Annotated in this window: 17 protein-coding genes; all 17 read right to left on the bottom strand. The window is 74.5% G+C overall.

Annotation, left to right across the window (positions count from 1 at the left end):
• Position 1 precedes the first annotated feature (1 nt).
• Entirely contained in the window at positions 2-2,116 is a 2,115-nt protein-coding gene (locus BJ982_RS10750) for a tetratricopeptide repeat protein (protein WP_184879010.1), read from the bottom strand.
• A 1-nt stretch (position 2,117) separates the two neighbouring features.
• Positions 2,118-3,356, bottom strand: coding sequence for a hypothetical protein (locus BJ982_RS10745; protein WP_184879008.1), 1,239 nt, complete (start codon positions 3,354-3,356; stop codon positions 2,118-2,120).
• 415 nt (positions 3,357-3,771) lie between these two features.
• On the bottom strand, positions 3,772-4,689 hold the full coding sequence (locus BJ982_RS10740) for a cobalamin-binding protein (protein WP_184879006.1): 918 nt from the start codon (positions 4,687-4,689) through the stop codon (positions 3,772-3,774).
• Positions 4,690-4,812: 123 nt separating this feature from the next.
• A complete protein-coding gene (locus BJ982_RS40375) occupies positions 4,813-5,736 on the bottom strand; it encodes a class I SAM-dependent methyltransferase (protein WP_184879004.1) in 924 nt (307 codons plus the stop codon).
• 161 nt (positions 5,737-5,897) lie between these two features.
• Positions 5,898-7,157: a metallopeptidase TldD-related protein gene (locus BJ982_RS10730; protein ID WP_184879002.1), complete on the bottom strand. Its 1,260-nt coding sequence runs from the start codon at positions 7,155-7,157 to the stop codon at positions 5,898-5,900.
• On the bottom strand, positions 7,154-7,357 hold the full coding sequence (locus tag BJ982_RS10725; protein WP_184879000.1) for a (2Fe-2S)-binding protein: 204 nt from the start codon (positions 7,355-7,357) through the stop codon (positions 7,154-7,156). Before BJ982_RS10725 ends, BJ982_RS10730 begins: the two co-directional genes overlap by 4 nt.
• Complete coding sequence (locus BJ982_RS10720) at positions 7,354-8,028, bottom strand: HAD family hydrolase (RefSeq protein ID WP_184878997.1); 675 nt, start codon at positions 8,026-8,028, stop codon at positions 7,354-7,356. The genes BJ982_RS10725 and BJ982_RS10720 overlap by 4 nt, the downstream gene beginning before the upstream one ends.
• Positions 8,018-9,322, bottom strand: coding sequence for an aminotransferase class III-fold pyridoxal phosphate-dependent enzyme (locus BJ982_RS10715; RefSeq protein WP_184878994.1), 1,305 nt, complete (start codon positions 9,320-9,322; stop codon positions 8,018-8,020). The genes BJ982_RS10720 and BJ982_RS10715 overlap by 11 nt, the downstream gene beginning before the upstream one ends.
• Complete coding sequence (locus BJ982_RS10710; protein ID WP_184878991.1) at positions 9,319-10,281, bottom strand: nucleoside-diphosphate kinase; 963 nt, start codon at positions 10,279-10,281, stop codon at positions 9,319-9,321. Before BJ982_RS10710 ends, BJ982_RS10715 begins: the two co-directional genes overlap by 4 nt.
• Positions 10,278-11,222, bottom strand: a complete 945-nt coding sequence (locus BJ982_RS10705) for a formyltransferase family protein (protein ID WP_184878988.1) — start codon at positions 11,220-11,222, stop codon at positions 10,278-10,280. The genes BJ982_RS10710 and BJ982_RS10705 overlap by 4 nt, the downstream gene beginning before the upstream one ends.
• 109 nt (positions 11,223-11,331) lie before the next feature.
• Positions 11,332-12,180, bottom strand: coding sequence for an alpha/beta hydrolase family protein (locus tag BJ982_RS10700; RefSeq protein WP_184878986.1), 849 nt, complete (start codon positions 12,178-12,180; stop codon positions 11,332-11,334).
• Positions 12,177-12,875, bottom strand: a complete 699-nt coding sequence (locus BJ982_RS10695; RefSeq protein WP_239123690.1) for a hypothetical protein — start codon at positions 12,873-12,875, stop codon at positions 12,177-12,179. The genes BJ982_RS10700 and BJ982_RS10695 overlap by 4 nt, the downstream gene beginning before the upstream one ends.
• 15 nt (positions 12,876-12,890) lie before the next feature.
• Complete coding sequence (locus BJ982_RS10690; RefSeq protein WP_184878983.1) at positions 12,891-13,577, bottom strand: hypothetical protein; 687 nt, start codon at positions 13,575-13,577, stop codon at positions 12,891-12,893.
• A gap of 26 nt (positions 13,578-13,603) precedes the next feature.
• Entirely contained in the window at positions 13,604-14,365 is a 762-nt protein-coding gene (locus tag BJ982_RS10685) for an ABC transporter permease (protein ID WP_184878981.1), read from the bottom strand.
• Between the two features lie 4 nt (positions 14,366-14,369).
• Positions 14,370-15,101 (bottom strand): ABC transporter permease, encoded by a 732-nt coding sequence (locus BJ982_RS10680; protein ID WP_184878979.1) that lies wholly within the window; start codon positions 15,099-15,101, stop codon positions 14,370-14,372.
• The gene (locus BJ982_RS10675) at positions 15,098-16,060 is read right to left on the bottom strand and encodes an ABC transporter ATP-binding protein (RefSeq protein WP_184878977.1); all 963 of its coding nucleotides are present in this window, start codon (positions 16,058-16,060) and stop codon (positions 15,098-15,100) included. The genes BJ982_RS10680 and BJ982_RS10675 overlap by 4 nt, the downstream gene beginning before the upstream one ends.
• On the bottom strand, positions 16,057-17,400 hold the full coding sequence (locus BJ982_RS10670; protein ID WP_184878975.1) for a hypothetical protein: 1,344 nt from the start codon (positions 17,398-17,400) through the stop codon (positions 16,057-16,059). The genes BJ982_RS10675 and BJ982_RS10670 overlap by 4 nt, the downstream gene beginning before the upstream one ends.
• Position 17,401 lies beyond the last annotated feature (1 nt).

Below are 17,401 nucleotides of genomic sequence, written 5' to 3'. Positions count from 1 at the left end.
GTCAGACACCGGCCAGCAGCGCCAGGCACCGGTCCCGCGCGGCGGTCAGCTCGGCGGTGTCGGCGCCGGGCAGCGCGAGCGCGGCCTCGAAGTCCGCCAGCGCCGGGCCGGGACGCCCGGCCGCCTCGTGGGCGAGGCCGCGGTTGAGCAGCACGTCCGGGTGGTCGCCGACGATGTCGAGCGCGCGGGTCAGGTCGTCCGCCGCGTCCGAGGGCCTGCCGAGGCGGAAGCGGGCCACCGCCCGGTTGACGAGCGCCCCCGCGTATTCGGGCTGGGCGGCGATCGCGGCGTCCAGCCGGCGGACGGCCTCCTCGTCGTCGCCGCGTTCGAGGGCGATCGTGCCCTGCATGCACAGCAGGTCCGGGTCGGAGGGCCGCAGCGCGAGGCCCGCCGCCACATCGGCCTCGGCCGCGTCCAGGTCGCCGCCGTCCAGGTGCAGCTCCGCGCGCCGCAGCCGGGTGGGCATGTCCTGCGGCTCCATCTCCAGCACGTAGCCGAGGTCGGCCAGCGCGCCCTCGACGTCGCCCACCTCCAGCCGCGCGGTCGCCCGGTTGTAGTACAGCTCGGGGAAGGGCGGGGCCATGACGACGGCGCGGTCGTAGTCGGCGAGCGCGGCGGCGATGTCCCCCCGCTTGCGGGCGAGCTTGGCGCGTTCGCTGAGGTAGTCGGTGTAGTACGGGTCCATCTCGATGAGCGTGGTGAAGCCGGCGTAGGCCTCGTCGTGGCGGCCGAGCGCGGCCAGCAGGCGGGTGCGGTTGTAGAGGAGCTGCGAGCGGTGCACCACCCACTCGTCGGGGTCGAGCGCGGCGTCCAGCCTCTCCATGCCCGTGCGGACCAGGTCGAGGGCGTGGTGCAGGTTGCCGCGGTGCATCTCGATGAGGGCCAGCGCGTTGTCGTTGAAGACCTGGCGCAGCAGGCGTTCCTTGGGGTCGGGGAGCAGGGCGGCGATCGCCACCGCGTTGTTCTGCCAGGCCAGCGCGGTCTCGTGGTCGCGCGGCGAGTAGAAGCGGGTGTACAGCATGGCGATGCCGTAGCTGCTGATCATGTGGGCGTTGGGGTCGGTGAACCGCCTGCGCAGATCCATGCAGAGCTCGTGCGACTCCTCCAGGCGGTTGAGCGGCACGAGCGCGTTGGCGGCCAAGGCGGTGAACCGGCGGAAGTCGTCGGGGTGGGCGGACGGATCGGTGACCGCCCGGCCACGATGCCCGAAGTCGAGGGTGGCGGTGGAGAAGCCGATGACGGCGCTGACCCGCAGGGCGTCGGTGAGCGCCTCGCGCCCGCGGCCGCCCGGGTCCGCGCCGCGTTCCCGGTGGTACGGGATCGCGCCCATCTTGGTCCCCGAGCTCGCGCCCGGCGTCAGCTCGTCGGCGCGCAGGTCGTGCAGTTCGCGGACGAACGCCTGCTCCGCGGCGGCGTAGGCGGCGATCTCGGCGGGGTCGTCGCTGGTGCCGTCGGCGGTGACGTAGGCCCTGACCAGCTCCTCGGCCGTTCGCCGGTCTTCGGCGTCCGGGTGCGGCTCGGCCACGTGGACGGTGTCGGCGTGGTGCGCCAGCGCCTCGGCCAGCTCCGGCAGCAGCTCCTCGTCCGCGCCGGAGACCACGACCCGCAGCGTGCCGGGGTCGCACCTGCGCAGGAGCAGCGCGACGAGCTCCTGGGTCGTGTGCTCGGCCGCGTGGACGTCCTCGAACACCAGGCACGGCGGCGCGCCGCCCGCGTCGGCCACCCGTCGCGCGTACTCGGCCAGGAACGTCACGATGCCCTGGTTCATGCAGCGGATCATGTGGGCGCCGTAGAAGCGGGTCCGCTGCTCGAAGGGGCCGGTGAAGGCGAGCTGCTGGGGCGCGGGCCCGACGATCTCGGCGAGCTCCGGGATGCCGTACAGGAGCTCGACCCGGTGATGGTCGACCAGCTCGGGCCACCGGGCGTAGGCGTCGGGCAGCAGGGCGCGCAGCGCCGTGTCGGCTCCGGTGTAGGGGCCGCGCAGCCGACGGTGGCACACGCAGACGACGGCGTGCTCGCCGGTCTCCTCGGCGGCGCGGCGCAGCCGGTCGGCGCGGCGGGCCCCGGTGAGCCTCAGGTGGGGCCGGCGAGCCGGGTGACGGCCCTGGACTGGCATATCAGTTCACTCCCTCGGTGACGACGGGTCCGGCGGGCCGGGTCCGGGCGGGCCGGCGCTTGCGCCAGGACAGGTAGGCCGGCAGGACCAGCCAGGTGACGAGCAGGACCATCGCCACCGCCCCGTCCCAGAAGGCGGCGTGTGACGGCCCGGCGCCCAGGCCCTGGACGGCGACCTCGACGTACTGCACCGTGACGGGCAGCGAGCCCAGCACCACGAAGCCGAGCATGACGACGACGCCGAGGACGATGAACGGCCCGTACCATCGGCCGACCCTGCGGTCGTGCTCGGTCCACCGCTGCTCGTCGACGGCGCGGTGCGGTTTGCCGAGCAGCCGCCAGATCCTGTTGCGCAGCAGCGCCGTGCTGGCGTCGTGCAGGTCGTGGCAGTTGAGCGCGGTGGCGAACACGTAGTAGAGGTCGGTGCGCAGGTAGAGCTGGAACTGCCAGACGAAGCGCGTCAGGACGGTGAAGGCCAGGGCGAGCGCGACCCGGCCGGTCAAGGAGAAGCCCCCTCCGGGCTCGCGCGTGAGGTCCGCGAGCAGTCCGAGCAGGCTGAAAACCACGACATCGCACGCCATGCCGGACATGAACGGCATGTACCGCTTGCGGCGCTCCACGCTGAGCAGGCCGTTCATCTTCGTCTCGAAGACGATGTAGAAGTACCGGTTGCTGATGCCGAGCCGGCTGCGCAGGCCGAGGCGGCGCCCGGCGAGCATGTGCGAGGCCTCGTGCAGGTAGATCAGCGGAAGCTGGCCGAAGAGGATGCCGAACTGGACGACGAGCAGCGAATCGGTGAAGAACATGTGGCCGGGGCGGGGCAGCAGGTCGTCGTGGCGGGTGGCGGTGAGCAGCCAGGCGGCGAAGACCGCGACGTAGGCGACGACGGCGAGGGGCGAGAACGCCGCGCGGGCGAGCCATCGCAGCGGGAGGCGGCCGGAGGGCGCGGCTTCCTGGTCTCCCGCGCCGTGCGCCTCCCCGTCCGCCGTCTCGCCGGAGCGGACGAACCCCAGTTCGTGCAGCGTCTCCAGGAACTCGTCCATGTCGACCTGCTCGCCGTAGGTGGACTCGTACCACCGCGCGGCCTGGTCCGGGGGCATGCCCTCTGCCATCTTCCTCAGCAGGGCGGCGCCGTCGCCGGGAAGCACCGCGTAGGAGTCGGTGTCGACCCTGCCGACCACGACCTCGTCCCCCTCGGAGACGAAGCTCAGCTCGTGGAAGGCGACCGCGACGTCGTTCATGATCTACTCCATTCCCCCGCGGCTGGATGTGGCGGGCGCCTGGCGCGGCGGGTGCTGTGCGCACGGCGACGCGCGCACAGCACCTGTTCATGCGCCGCCGTGCGTCAGTTGGCTGCCGGGTAGGTGCACTGGCAGGTGGCGGAGGTCAGGCGGACGTCGCTGGTGCGCCGGACGGTGATCTTCTTGATCGTCGTGGTCGACTTCATGGAAGCCTCCTTTTGGCTGATTTAGCTCGCCCGTTATCGGGTGAACTCCTGGGGGTCGTCGATCTTCTCGGCGACCGAGCAAACAATGCATCAGCCGACAGGAGGTGGCATATCAGGAAAATTGCGTACTTGTAGGGCGGCCGCATTATGCGGAGTGTGGCTTTCGAGGTTTCCGGCGCAGGTGGACGTGAAATGGCGGGGCACGCCGGCTACGCAAGGACGCGGCGCGCCTCGGCGGGGGTGACCGGCGCGCCGGCGGTGACGCCGTGCACGACGTGAGCGAGGATCTCGGCGCCGCGCACCACGCGGGGGCCGGGACGGTTGAAGAAGGCGGGCCCGTCGAGCACCCACACGCGCCCGTCCCGCGCCGCGGGCAGGTCGGACCAGCCGGGCAGGCGGGTGAGCACCGGACATTCCGCCTCGGTGCGCTCGGGCGTGAAGCCGCACGGGATCAGCACGACCGCCTCGGGCCCGGCGGCGCGCAGGCGCTCCCATTCCATCGGCCCGGTGTGCTCGCCCGCCGCGGCGAGCAGCGGCTCGCCGCCGGCCGTGCCGATCTGCTCGGGAACCCAGTGACCGGCCGGCCACAGCGGGTCCAGCCATTCGATCGCGGCCACGCGCGGGCGCGGGCGTCCGGCCACCGCGTCCCGTACGGCGGCGAGCCGGTCGCGCAGCTCGCCGGCCCTCTGCGCGGCGACCTCGGGCACGCCGAGGACCTGCCCCACCCGCAGGAGGCATCCGAGGACGTCGTCCAGCGTGCGGGGCTCCAGGCTGATCACGCGGGGCGCCGCGCCCATGACCCGCACCGCCTCGGACACGGCGGTGTAGGAGACGGCGCACACGTCGCACAGGTCCTGGGTGAGGATCACGTCCGGGGCCAGCCCGGCCAGCCGCGGGACGTCGATGGCGTAGAGGGACGAGCCGCGGTGCGCCGCGCCGCCCACCGCGTCCGAGATCTCGCGGCTGGTCATCCGGTCGGTCGCCAGCTCGGCCCGGGTGACCACGGGGACGGACCCGACCTCCTCCGGAGGCCAGTCGCACTCGTGGGTGCGCCCCACCAGGTCGCCGGCCAGGCCGAGGCAGGCCACCAGGTCGGTGGCGGCGGGCAGCAGCGACACGATGCGCATACCACGAGCCTAGAACGGGCCCCGGCCGCGCGGCACGGCGCCGTACGGCCGGGGCCAGGAGGCGTCAGCCCAGAAGCGTCGGGGTCGGAGGCGTCAGCCGGAGGCGTCGGGGTCGGAGGGGGGTCAGGCCAGGGGACGGCCCTCGCCGCGCCAGGCGTGCAGGACCCGGTGGCCGCTCGGCCTCATGGGCCTCATGTCCGGCGAGGCGCCGAACGTCGAGACGTACTTCTGCCGGTCGAACAGCTCGACCTGCCAGCCGGCCTCCGTGAGCACCTTCTCGTGGTCGGTGAAGTACCACTCGGCGCACTCCATGACGATGCTGCACGAGGGGGCCAGGTAGCCCTCGGGGTCCGCGGTGACCTGGCGGAGGAACCACGACGGGTCGTTGTCGGGCGAGTAGCTGAGGTGGGCCAGGCCGGACTTCCTGGTGGCCTCCGAGAGCTGGTCGGTGTCCGCCAGGTAGGGCGGGTTGGACACCACGACCTGGACGTTCCGCGGCGGGTCGGCCGTGAACGGCGAGAAGAGCTCGTCGGTGAAGTAGCACTGGTAGAGCTTGAGGGTGTACGGGGGCCGGAGGAGCCGGGCCGCGTTGTTCCTGGTGAGACGGAGCGCCGCGGCCGACAGCTCGCTGCCGTAGGCGTCGACGGCCGGACGGCGCCTGAGCACCGACACCGCGACGGCGCCCGACCCCACGCCGACCTCCAGGAGGCCGGGACGGGCCTCCCCTCCCGCGTAGAGGTCCACGGCCCGGACGGCGAGCAGGGCGAGCAGCTCGGTGGCCGGGTGCGGGATGATCACGCCGGGTTCGACCTCGAAGTCGTCGCCGAGGAAGGTCTCGGCGCCGGTCAGGTAGCCGAGTGGCACCCCGCGCACGCGGTCGGCCACGAGCCGGTCGAGGCCGCGGGCCGGGTCGTCCGCCGAGGCGCTCGCCACCAGGAGCGCGGCCTCCCGGTCCCAGTCGGCGATCTCCCCGGCGCGCAGGCCGATCTTCGCGGCGCGCAGCCGCTCGGCGACCGGCCCCACCAGGTCCTGGGTTCCCTCTGTCACGATCACGTTCCTCTCGCCTTGTCCTGTTTCACGGCGTGCGGCCGCGAAGGGCCGTTCCCGGTCGTCCGCCGGGTGAGCGGCGCGGGGTCAGATCATGTTCCACTCGCCGGGATCGACGGTGAGCGTCGCCGCCCTGGCGACGCCCTTGGGCAGGGGAACGGTCACGGGTCCGAAGTCCGGGTGGCGGGCGACGCGGCGCAGGACCGCCTCGACCGGGTGGTCATCGAGACCGGGCGTATCGCGCCGTCCTCGCCGGCCAGCAGGCCCGTGAGGCGCAGCGACCCGCTCGCCCTGTCGTGCCCGACCGCGCCGCCCCGCAGTTCGAGCAGGCGGAGCGGGGTCCCGCTCCCCCGCCCTGCGGGCAGGTCGGCGAACTCCAGGCACCGGGGCCACGCCTCGACCGGGTCGTCCCAGCGGGGACGGGCCGCGTGCCCCATCGGCCGCGCGCCCGTCCGCGCGGCGCCGCGCAGGTCCACGATGCCGTCGGCAGGCCTGCCGTGCGCGAGCAGCACGGCGGGCCTGGCCGGGACGCCCTCGTCGTCGAAGAGCCGGTCGGCGAAGCCCCACGAGGCGTGGTCCAGGATGCCGACACGCCCCTCCTGCGCGCCGAGGCCCGGGATGCCGGCGCGCCCGCCCGCCGGGGCGTCGAGGCTGCCGTCCCGTCCGGTGAGCTGGCCGGCCAGCACCTGCAGCAACTGGGCGGTGGCCCACGGCGAGACCGCGCAGCCCTCGCCCCCCGGCTCGGGCGCCAGCAGGTCGGACAGCGGCTCGGGCAGCCGCCCGTCCAGGGCGCGGCGCATCGCGGCCGGCGAGGGGCCGAGCCAGGTGCGGGTCAGCACGAGGCCGCCCGTCTTCGCCGACACCGTGCACCAGGCCAGCTCGACGCGCTCCGCCGCGGCGGCGCCGAGCGAGTCGACGTAGACGCGGCGCAGCGTCCTGTGCCCGAGCAGCACCCGGTGCAGGCGGTCGCCGAGCAGCGTGGCCAGCGTGTCCGTCACCACCGCCCAGGCGGCACGGATCTCGGCCGGGTCACACGGCTCCTCCTCGAACCCCTCCTCGACGCGGCCCGCGAAACCGGGGAGCGGGCGTTCGCCGGGCGGGGCGGGACGCACCGGGTGGCGGCACCGGGCCAGCGCCTCCGCGAGCCGGCGGCCCGCGGCGACCGTGGCCATGCCCTGCCACGGCAGCGCCGCCTCGCCGAAGCCGGACCCGTCGGGCGTCCACACCCGGCACACCGCGCCCATGTCGTGGGTGGTGCGCAGCGCCGGGGCCGCGAGGTCGCCGGACAGGACGGCGTCCGACCTGGCCACGGTCAGCAGGTCGGCGGGCCCGGCCCCGGCGAGACGCCCGGCGGCCTCACCCGGGCCGGGCACCGGACGGGGCACGCCGGTCGCGGACGGGCGCCCGGTGGCGTCGTTCATCCGAGGTCCGGGGCGCAGGTCTCGCTCATCACGTCCTCGATCAGTTCGTCGATCTCGTCCGCGCAGCCGCCGCAGCCGGTGTTCGCGCCGCTCGTGACACGCACCTTCTCCAGCGTGTCGGCGCCCGCCCGGATGGCACGGACGATCGTGTCCTCGCTGACGTGACGGCACACGCAGACGATCGGGTCGTCCCACGTCATATCGGCCACCGCCGGACCCAGCCGACCAGGCCGTCGTCCCCCAGGGACGCGACGACCTGGTCGGCGGGGAAGTCGTCGTGGTGCAGCGTGGGCACCCCCACGACGCGCAGCCCGGCGGCGCGGGCCGAGCGCAGGCCGGTCATCGAGTCCTCGAAGGCGAGCGCGTCACCGGGCGCGACGCCGAGCATCTCGCACGCCCGCAGGTACATGTCCGGCGCGGGCTTGGGGTCGTCGACCTCGTCGGCGGCGATGCTCACCGGGAAGACGCCGGTGAAGCCGCCGCGCAGCAGCGCCGCCTCCAGCAGCGCGCGCGGCGAGTTGCTGGCCACCGCGACCGGCACGGCGGACGCGGCGGCGGCGACCAGGTCGTGCGCGCCCGGCATCGCCTCGGCCCGGCTCCCGACGACCTCGGCGACGAGGCCGAGCAGTTCGCCGGCGATGGCGGGGCCCTGGCCCGGCTCCTGGAAGAGCTCGGCGATCGCCTCGGCGGCGTCGGGGAGCGACCTGCCGATCACCAGCGCCTTCTGCTCCACGCCGAACGGCAGCCCGCGCCGGGCGAACAGCTCGGTCTCGGCGACCGTCCAGCACGGCTCGGTGTCCATGAGCAGCCCGTCGCAGTCGAACACGACGGCCTTCGGCTGCCAGGAGTACAGCGGCGACTCAGATCCCATTTTCCAGCTCCCCTATGGCCTGTTCCAACAGCTCCGCCACCAGGCTGACGTCTTCGCCCGGTGTGATCAACGGCGGATGCAGGGCGACGGCCGAGGGCGCCATGCCGGTGCTCGCGAGCAGCAGGCCGGGCCGCCCCGCGCGCGGGCGGGCGGCGATCGCGCGCAGCCGGGACGCGTACGGCCCCTCCAGCTCGACCACGGCCACGCCGCCCACGACGCGCACGGCGCGGACCAGGTGCCGCTTGACCAGGGCCGACAGGACGTCCTCCAGGCGGGCGGCGAGCGCCGGCACCGTCCGCGCGGGGGTGTCCGGCCCGTCCCAGCGGTCGAGGACGGTGTCCACGGCGGCGAGCGCGAACGGGTTGCCGGCGAAGGTCGACGAGTGGCTTCCGGGCGGGAAGACCTCGGGCGCGGCCAGGGGTTCGCGCGCCCACACGCAGCTGAACGCGGTGAGGCCGTTGGTCAGGGCCTTACCGGCCACCACGATGTCCGGCTCGATGCCGTGCAGCTGGAAGCCCCATTCGGGGCCGAGCCGGTGCAGGCCGGTGAAGATCTCGTCCACGACGATCAGCCCGCCCAGGGAGCGGACGTGGTCCACGACGCGCCGCAGGTGGCCGGTGTCCGGCAGCACGAAGCCGCCGACGTTCAGCAGGGGTTCGACGACGAGCGCGGCGACCCCGGTGGGCGGGACGCCGAACGGGTCCTCCACGCCGAGGCGTTCGACCGCCGCGGCGCAGGCGGGGTTGCAGCCGCCGCTGGAGGGACGGTGGGCGCAGGTCGCGCAGTCGGGGTACGGCAGGCGTACCACGTCGGGGCCGGGCCAGGGCTGGGCGGCGCGGTACCGGCTGCTGGCGCTGAGGTGCGCGGTGAACGGCGAGCGGCCGTGGTAGCCGCCCTGGAAGGTCAGCACCGTGCCGCCGCCGCGGTTGGCGGCGACGACGCGCATGGCCATCTCGATGCCCTGCGCCCCGCCCAGCTCGACCGCCACCCGGCCGGGGACGCCGACGGCGCGCGAGAAGCGGTCCGCCAGCCGTTCCAGCACCCGCAGCCGCAGGCCGGACTCGCAGAACGACGGCAGCGCGGGCAGGTCCATGGCCCGCTCGCACGCCTCGCGGAGGATGCCGGGGTCGTAGCCGAGGGCGAGGGCTCCGTTGGCCGCCTCGGCGTCGATGTACTCGCGGCCCTCCTCGTCGTAGAGGCGCACGCCGGAGGCGCGGGCGAAGCGCACCTCGGGCGGGGTCCGGTAGACCAGGTCGCCGGCCGCGACCCAGCCGGGGATCTCTCGGGCCGTCACGATGTCTCCTCCGTGCCGCCGAGCCAGGTGTGGGCGGCGACGGTGGGGATCTGGGGGCTGAGGCCGGGCACGTTGCTCTCGATCTGGCTGGTGGCGACGGAGAGCACGTCCCACAGCAGCGGGGCGGGCGGGGTGCGGCCGGGGAACAGGTCGAGCAGGGCCGACCAGTCCGCGGACGGGTCGCCGTCCAGCGCACGCCGCGCGAGGCGCGCGACCTCCTCGTCCGGGCAGGCGGCGAGGCGGCGCAGGCTCGCCCGCGCGTCCAGGTCGTGCGCGGGGCAGGCGTCGTGCAAAGCCCGGACGGCGGCGGACAGCTCGGCGTCCGGCACCGGGTCCTTACGGCGGGCCGTGGCGATCACCGGGGCGCCGGTGGCCAGCTCCAGCAGGGCCAGCTCACGGACCACGTCGGCGGGCTCGTCGGCGGTGTGGACGAAGTTGAACAGGGTGGTCGGGCCGCCGAGGCGGGTGCGCAGGGTGTCGCCGCGCCGCGAGCGCGGGTCGGCGGCGCCCTTCAGCGCGGCCAGCCGGCACGCGGCGGGCAGCGGGCCGCGCGTGGTGTCGGGCAGGGTGTCGCGCAGGGTGAGCAGGAGGCTGTCGCCGGCGGGCAGCAGCAGGTCGACGACCTCGGCGCGTGCCCAGCTCGCGATGTTGAACTGGTACCGCCACACCTCGCGGGTCAGCAGCGGCGTGAACCGGAAGCGCGCCGCCGCGACGACGGCGAAGCCGTTCTCGTCCAGGAACTCCAGCACGGGCGGGACGCGGCGGCCCGCGACCGCGTCCGGCTTGGCGACCACGAACGTCGTGGCCAGCGCGTCGGCGACGTCCGTGCGGAAGGCGCCGTGCCGGAAGTACGGGTCGGTCCGGTAGAGCTCCGCCTTGACGGCGGCCCTGGTCAGCGCCGCGCAGTACTCCTCGGGCACGTCGCTGGCGCCGAGGGCGGCGTCGGCGAGCGTGGTCATGAGGCACCCGCCTTCGTCCCGGCACGGTCCTGCTCGTGGCCGTGGTCGCGACCGGCGGCCCGCTCCGGATCCCGGCCGGCGGCCCGCGCGGGGCTCACAAGCCGGGCGGGGTCCGCGGCCTGGGCTAGGTCCCCGGCGAGGTCGTGGCCGCCGGGAGGGGTCTCGGCGCCGTCCAGCAGGACCGCGGCGGTGCCGTCCGGGCGGGGGCGGGACGGGTCGAGGGCGAGGCGGCCCTCGGCGAGCGCGGTGAGGACCCAGCGCAGCACCGGCCGGTCGCTGTGCGCCTTCTGGCGCCGCTCGTGCGCGTCGACGTCCTCGCGGGACGGCGGCCTCGGGCCGTGGTACTCCAGCGCGGGGCCGCGGGCCAGCACGGGGCCGCCGTCGTGGGTGTCGTCGACGAGGAACGTCGAGGTGCGGGTGGCCGTGTCGCCGCGGCGCAGCGCGACGCCCACCGGGTCCATCCCGACCAGGGCCCGCGCGCCGGAGCCGTCCAGGGACGCCAGGTCGCCGGGGTGCTGGTTGATGATCCGGTTACGGAAGTGGGCGAGGAACCGGCCGTGGATCCAGCGGTGGTAGGCCAGCACGACGAGGTCGATCTCGCCGTCGGCGCGCTCGAAGTCCCGTACCCGGGCCAGCAGGCGGTCGTGGAACGCCTCGGCGCGCGCCCGGTAGGCGGCGCGGTCCTCCTCGGTGACGCAGGCGCGGTGGCCGCCGCACTCGGCGGCGAACCGGCCCGGCCAGGTGGGCACGCCCGCGCGGGCCGCGACGTCCAGGGCGCCCGCCCGCTCGCGGTCGGAGGCGACGAGCACGACCCGCAGCAGGTCGGGGCGCTCGGCGGCCAGGTCCAGGGTGGTCGTCAGGTTCGCCCCCGTGGCCGAGACCAGCGCCATCACCCGCAACGGCCGCGGCCGCCCGGCGAGCAGCGGCGTCACGGCAGGCATCGAAGACTCCGGTGGAGCCGTGGCATCGAAGATGCCCCATGCGTCCTGTCGGGATTCGGCGTCAGGGGACTCGCACCGGCCGGTCCGTGGCATGGCGGCGGCGCGGCGGTCATCCGAGGGCCCCGGTGAGGGACAGGAGTTCGGCGGACACGTCCCGCCAGGCCGGGCGGCCGGGTTTGACCAGGTGCATGTGGCGGGCCTCCGGGATCAGGCGGACCCGGACCCGACCGCCCTTCGCGCGCAGGGCGTCGGCGTAGGAGGTGGTCTGGGAGACCGGGACGGCCTGGTCGGCGGCGCCGTGCACGAGCAGCACCGGACAGCCGGGCACGGGACCGTGCACGGGAGACGCGTCCGGGAGCTCGGCGGCGGGCCGGCCCCCGAGCAGGCCGCGTACGGCTCCCGTGCCGAGGTCGTCGCGTTCGGCGGCCTCCAGGTCGGTGATCGGGGCCAGGCCCGCCACGGCGGCGAGCCCGCCGAGGCGCGCGGCGGCGACCAGCGCGAGGTGCCCGCCCGCCGAGTGCCCGGCGAGGACCGTCGCCCCGAGCGGCACGCCGGAGCTCTCGCACAGCGCCCGCACGGCCGCCGTCACGTCGTCGGCGCAGCCCGGCCACTCGCCGCCCGCGCCCACGGTCCGGTATTCGACGCTCGCGGCGAGGACCCCGCGCGCGGCGAGGTCCCGGCAGGCGGCTTCCATGCTCGCCGCGTCCTTCTCCGGCCGCCAGAACCCGCCGTGCACGAGCACCACCGCGGCCCCGACGGGAGTGGCGGGCCGGTGGACCAGCACGTGTTGACGCTCGCCGGGCCCGTAGGCCAGCCGGGTCGCACCGGACGTACCGGTCCCGCCGGAGGTGCCGGACCCACCGGTCCCGCCGGAGGTGCCGGACTTATCGGACGTTCCGGTGGCCGACGTCGCCGGGGTCGCGAGGACCGGGTCGGTCGTGGGGAGCAGGTCGTTCACAGGACGCCCAGGTGCGCGAGGCGGTCGCGCCAGTAGGTGAAGCGCTCGTCGGGCATGCGGACCTCGCGTCTGCGGGCGTCGTCCTCGTCGGCCGCGCCGAGCCGCCACCACACGTGGCCGTCCGACCTTCTGATCAGGAAGGCCCTGCGCTTCTGGGCGGGGCTCTGGATCATCAGCGAGATCGTGTCCGGATCGGTGATGGTGGTGTGGAGCTGCTCGTGGTGCAGGGTGATCACGTCGCCGGCGCGCTCCTCGCGCACGAAGTACGGCCAGAACCGGTCGACGTCGGCGTTCTCGTCCAAGACCTGGTCGGTGGCGTACAGCGTGTGGTGGTAGACGCCGTGCAGCAGGTAGGCGGTGAACGAGTAGCGGTGGTTGTGCACCCGCTCGTACTGGTCGGTGTTGGCGAGGCGCAGCCGGATGCGCAGGCCCTTCTCCGGCTCGTCCCAGATGACGATCTTGTCGTCGAGGGCGTGGCACTCGCACTTCTCCCGCAGCGCGGGCACCCCGGGCACCCGGTCCACGAGGGCGGCGAGCAGCGCGCGGTCGTCGCCGAGCCGGTGGGCGATCTCGTGGGTGACCCGGGCGGCGTCCTCGATGTCGTCCCAGTTCACCGCGGGCAGGCCGTGCATCACGGCCAGGATCTCGTCCTCGGCCGGCGCCGGGCGGGTCCCTGAGGTCTGGATGGAAGTCACGTGCGCGTCCCCCCGTCAGATCACGTCGAGCCGGTGCAGCCGGCCGACCAGTTCCTCGAACTCCGCCGGCTGCATCTGCTTGCGGACGCGGCGGTCCTCCCGTTCCTTGTCCGCGCCGTAGCGCCACCACAGCCGCCCGGTCTCCCGTTCGGTGATCAGCGAGCGGTCCTTCTCGGAGGGGCCGCGCAGGAACAGCGAGACGGTGTCCGGCGTGGTGAAGGTGGTGTGGACCTCGGTGTGGTGCAGCGAGTACGTGCTGCCCGCGGTCTGCCGGGTGACGAAGCGCGGCACCGCCTTGACCTCGGACAGCACCGCGTCGGCGTCGTCCTGCACGTGCCAGGGGACGGACTCGTCCAGCTCGCCGACCAGCTCGTGGCGGGTGTGCCGGTAGGCGCCGGTGAGGATTCTGCTGGTGAAGGAGAACCGGTGGTCGTGCGGGCGGTCGCGGTGCTCCTTGGTGGAGATGTGGACGCGCAGCCGCACGCCGTTCGGCGCGTCGTGCACGACGATCTTGTCGAGCAGGCGGTGCCGTTCGCACAGCGCCATCAGCGAGGGCGTCTCACGGACCCGGTCGATCATCGTCCGCAGCGTCCGCCGGTCGGCGGCCAGCTCGGCGAGGATCTCGCGGGTCGTGCGGTGCGTCTCGGGCAGGTTCGTCCAGTCCACGTCGAGCTTGTCGAGCGCATCGAGAACATCGGACACGTCGGTTCACCCTCCAGTCCTTGCCATCAGGTCAGGTCGAACGAACCGCGCGTGCGCGCCAGGCGCGCGGTCCAGGTGATCAGCGCGCACCCGGCGGCCCCCCAGGCCACGCCGACGAGCAGCTCCGCGGCGAGCCCGGCGGCCAGGCCGCCGCCCGGGGCGACGGCCTCCATCGCGTGGTGCACGGGCAGGACGGCCGACACCCACCGCAGGACCTCCGGCAGGTGCTCCACCTCAACCAGTGCCCCGGACAGGCCGATCAGCACGACCTGGGACAGGTTCGGCACGAGGAACACGTCGCGGTAACGCACGGCGTACGAGGAGGCGGCCAGGCCGAGGCCCGCGCTGCTCAGCCCGACGGCCACCACCGCGGCGGCGAGCCGCAGCCACTGGCCGCCGTCCAGGGAGACGCCGAACAGGCCCGCCACGACGGCCGCGGTGATCGCGGTGGTGATCAGGCCGTCCACCACGTGCGGGAGCGCCCGGACGACGAGCGTGCCCGGGAGGCGGTGCGGCGCGGCGAGCAGGCCGCCCATCGTGCCGTACCCGCGCTCGTTGCCCACCGCGAGCCCGACGCCGAGCAGGACGCTGCCGGACATCGTCAGCAGCGTCGCGCCGACCAGCAGCCGCCCCCGGTCGGCGAAGACGCCCGCGCCGAGCGAGACGAACACCGCGCCGAGGGCCAGCGGGCGCACGACCCGCGACGACAGGTACCCCCAGGGGTTGAGCCACGTGAACAGGCCCTTGTAGGAGAGCCAGGCGTGGGTGAGCACTCGGGCGGCGATCATCGCGTCACATCCGGTAGGCGTCGGGGTCGCCGCGCATGCCGCGCAGGGCCAGATGGAACAGCGCGGCGCCCAGCACGGCCCACGCCGCCACGAGCACGGTAGCGACGCCGAGGTCGTTCCAGTCGCCGGCCTCGACGGCGTCGACGGCCCACGTGAGCGGCAGCGCCTTGGCCCAGCTCTGCAGGAGCGGCGGCATCTGCCAGATGGGGATCAGCGCGCCGCTGACCGCGAGCAGCAGGGCCGGCACGCCGTTGGTCATGCCGGCGGCGTAGCGGAACCGGAGCACGACCACGGCGAGCGGGAGCATGACGACCACGACGGACAGCGTGAGGACGAGCATGCCGAGCAGCGTGGGCAGCGGCCGGTCGATCCTGACCCCGCCCCAGGCGAGCTGGACGAAGACGCCGCTGACGGCGAGCGTCGGCAGGGCCTGCACGGCGATGCCGAGGAACCGCCCGGCGAGCACGGGCAGGACGCCCCGGGGCGCGGCGGCTGCCATCTCCAGCGTGTTCCACTGACGCTCGAACAGGACGGCGAAGACGATGAGGATCGCCACGGTGTCGATCATGGCGGCGGCGCTGACCCCCGCGACGAGGCGCAGCCCGGACTCGCCGGTCTTGACGTGCAGGATCCACGCCAGGCAGACGGGCAGCACCCCGCCGGTCATCCACGTCAGCGGGGTCATGCCCTGCTGGCGCAGGTGGGTGCGCGCCGCGCCGAGGACGACGGCGGTCACGCCGGGTCCCCGACCAGGTCCAGGTAGGCGTCCTCCAGCGACGGCGGCGCGACGCTGAGGTTGACGACCTGGGGGCCGAACGTCTGGAGGATCCACGTCGCGGCGGCGGGGCCGTCGGCCACGTCGACCACCCACACCCCGCCCTCCGTGCGCACGCCGCGCAGCCCCGGGCACGCGGCCAGGGCCGTCTCCGGCGCCGCCACGTCCTCGTGCAGTTCGAGCTGGATGCGCGTGCCCAGCGCGTCGCCGGCGAGCGCGCGCAGCCGGGCGGGGGACGCCTCGGCGACCACCGTGCCCGCGCGCAGCACCAGCACACGGTCGCTGAGCTGCTCGGCCTCCACCAGGTCGTGGGTGGTCAGCAGCACGGCGCGGCCTTCGTCGACGAGCTTGCGCACCAGCGTCCTGAGCTGACGTCCCGCCGCCGGGTCCAGGCCCGCGGACGGCTCGTCCAGGACCAGGACGGGCGGGTCGTGCAGCAGGGCCCTGGCGATGTGCAGGCGCTGCCGCATGCCGCGCGAGAAGGTCTCCACCTTGTCGCCGGCGCGGTCGCCGAGGCCCATCTCGCCGAGCAGGTGGGACGCCCGCGCGGTCAGCGGGCGGCCCGCCATGCCGTACATGGTGCCGAAGAACTTGAGGTTCTCCAGCGCGGTGAGCCGGGGGTAGAGGCCGGTGTCGCCGCCGAAGGAGAACCCGCAGCGGCGGCGGACCGCACGGGGCTCGGTCCGCACATCCGCGCCCGCCACGGTGGCCGTCCCCGAGGTGGGTTCGAGCAGCGTGACGAGAATGCGCGCGGTCGTGGTCTTGCCCGCGCCGTTCGGGCCGAGCAGGGTCACCAGCTCGCCGGGCGCGACGTCGAAGCTGACGCCGTCCAGCGCCGTGCGGGGCGGCTTCTTCCTGCTCGTGAAGACGCGGCGCAGCTCGCGTACGGCGAGGCCGTCGTGCGGCGCGGGGCCGCTCACCGGGGCCTCCGCCCGGCCGGCGGGGCGGGGGCGGCGAGCGTCGCGACGCGTCGCAGCGAGGCGTCCCCCGCCGCGTCCTTGGGCAGCACGAACGAGCCGGCGCCCGGCCCCAGCCAGGGGTCGTCGCCGAGACCGAGCGCGGCGTAGGCGGTGAAGGAGACCAGGTCCCAGATCTGGTCCTCCGCGACGCCGGCCGCGCGGGCGTTGCCGATCTGGCGGTCGATGGGCTGCGACCCGGCGGCCACGACGTCGTCGTCCTGGTACCACAGGGAGTTCTCGGGGTTGTGGTGCAGCGCCTGGCCGCCGAGCCGGGCGGCGTCGCAGCGGTCGGTCATGAGCATGATGTTCCTGCGGTCCACGACCTCGACCGCGCGGGCGGCGATCGCCAGGTCGACGTGCTCGCCGTCGAAGTTCACGCAGGAGGCGACCCGGCCGGCCGCGCACAGCCGCATGATGGCGGCGGCCACCGGGCCGACCTGCTCGGGGAGGTCCGACAGGTTCCAGGACGGCAGGTCGTAGGAGGCGATCAGGGCGTCGCGCCGCTCCCGGGCCTTGCGGGTGCGGAACGCGTGCCTGATCGGCAGGGGCATGTCGTTGAACAGGTGGTCGGTGACCACCCGGGTGCCCTTGAGCGGCGTCTCCACCGACCAGGCGACGTTCACGAGCTCGTAGGTCAGCTCGGCGGCCCGCGCGGCGTCGGCCTTGGTGTAGTGGCCGAGCGCGGGGCGCACGCCGGACTCGACCAGGAGCCTGATGATCCACAGCAGGTCCGGGTGCTTGCGGTCGAGCCGGTCGTACAGGTCGGAGTCGGGCGTCAGCGCGTCGGGCGAGATGACCATGTAGAGCAGGCCGAGCCGCCCGCACATGGCCAGGCGTTCCCATTCGTGCCGGTTCGGCGGCCACACCGTGGCGGCGGGGGTGCCGCCGTGGCTGGCCAGCAGCGGGCCCTCCAGAGCCATGCCGGGCACGAACGGCAGCGCGCCGCGCTTGCGCAGTTCGTGGAAGCGGCGCATGAACAGGACGAACTCCTCCAGCCTGTCGTGCCGGAGGTAGACCGTGGGCACGCAGACGACGCCTTCGCGGGCGGCGGCGGCGTTGAGCTCGATCAGGTCGATGCCGGAGAAGTCGGAGAAATCAACCTGGCCGATGCTGTGGCAGTGCATCTCCACCGGGAGCGCCTCGACGAAGTACCCGCCGCCGTCGAGCTCGCGCGGCGCCCCGGACCCGCTCTCGAACACCAGCTCACGGCCCTCCAGGCGAGCCGTCTGGGCACGCGGCCCCTCCGCGCCGAGCACCACGCCCGCGTGCAGCGCGGGCTCCGGACCTTCCGCGGTCCCCATC

The organism is Sphaerisporangium siamense (assembly GCF_014205275.1).
Lineage (GTDB): Bacteria > Actinomycetota > Actinomycetes > Streptosporangiales > Streptosporangiaceae > Sphaerisporangium > Sphaerisporangium siamense.
Note: the sequence above shows the minus strand (reverse complement) of the source record. Positions and strands in the feature narration are given on the sequence as shown.

What these genes read in the sequence shown, in the direction of transcription:
- BJ982_RS10750 (WP_184879010.1), bottom strand. Translation starts at nt 2,116, where the DNA reads ATGCCAGTCCAGGGCCGTCACCCGGCTCGCCGGCCCCACCTGAGGCTC.
- BJ982_RS10745 (WP_184879008.1), bottom strand. Translation starts at nt 3,356, where the DNA reads ATGAACGACGTCGCGGTCGCCTTCCACGAGCTGAGCTTCGTCTCCGAG.
- BJ982_RS10740 (WP_184879006.1), bottom strand. Translation starts at nt 4,689, where the DNA reads ATGCGCATCGTGTCGCTGCTGCCCGCCGCCACCGACCTGGTGGCCTGC.
- BJ982_RS10730 (WP_184879002.1), bottom strand. Translation starts at nt 7,157, where the DNA reads ATGAACGACGCCACCGGGCGCCCGTCCGCGACCGGCGTGCCCCGTCCG.
- BJ982_RS10725 (WP_184879000.1), bottom strand. Translation starts at nt 7,357, where the DNA reads ATGACGTGGGACGACCCGATCGTCTGCGTGTGCCGTCACGTCAGCGAG.
- BJ982_RS10720 (WP_184878997.1), bottom strand. Translation starts at nt 8,028, where the DNA reads ATGGGATCTGAGTCGCCGCTGTACTCCTGGCAGCCGAAGGCCGTCGTG.
- BJ982_RS10710 (WP_184878991.1), bottom strand. Translation starts at nt 10,281, where the DNA reads ATGACCACGCTCGCCGACGCCGCCCTCGGCGCCAGCGACGTGCCCGAG.
- BJ982_RS10705 (WP_184878988.1), bottom strand. Translation starts at nt 11,222, where the DNA reads ATGCCTGCCGTGACGCCGCTGCTCGCCGGGCGGCCGCGGCCGTTGCGG.
- BJ982_RS10685 (WP_184878981.1), bottom strand. Translation starts at nt 14,365, where the DNA reads ATGATCGCCGCCCGAGTGCTCACCCACGCCTGGCTCTCCTACAAGGGC.
- BJ982_RS10670 (WP_184878975.1), bottom strand. Translation starts at nt 17,400, where the DNA reads ATGGGGACCGCGGAAGGTCCGGAGCCCGCGCTGCACGCGGGCGTGGTG.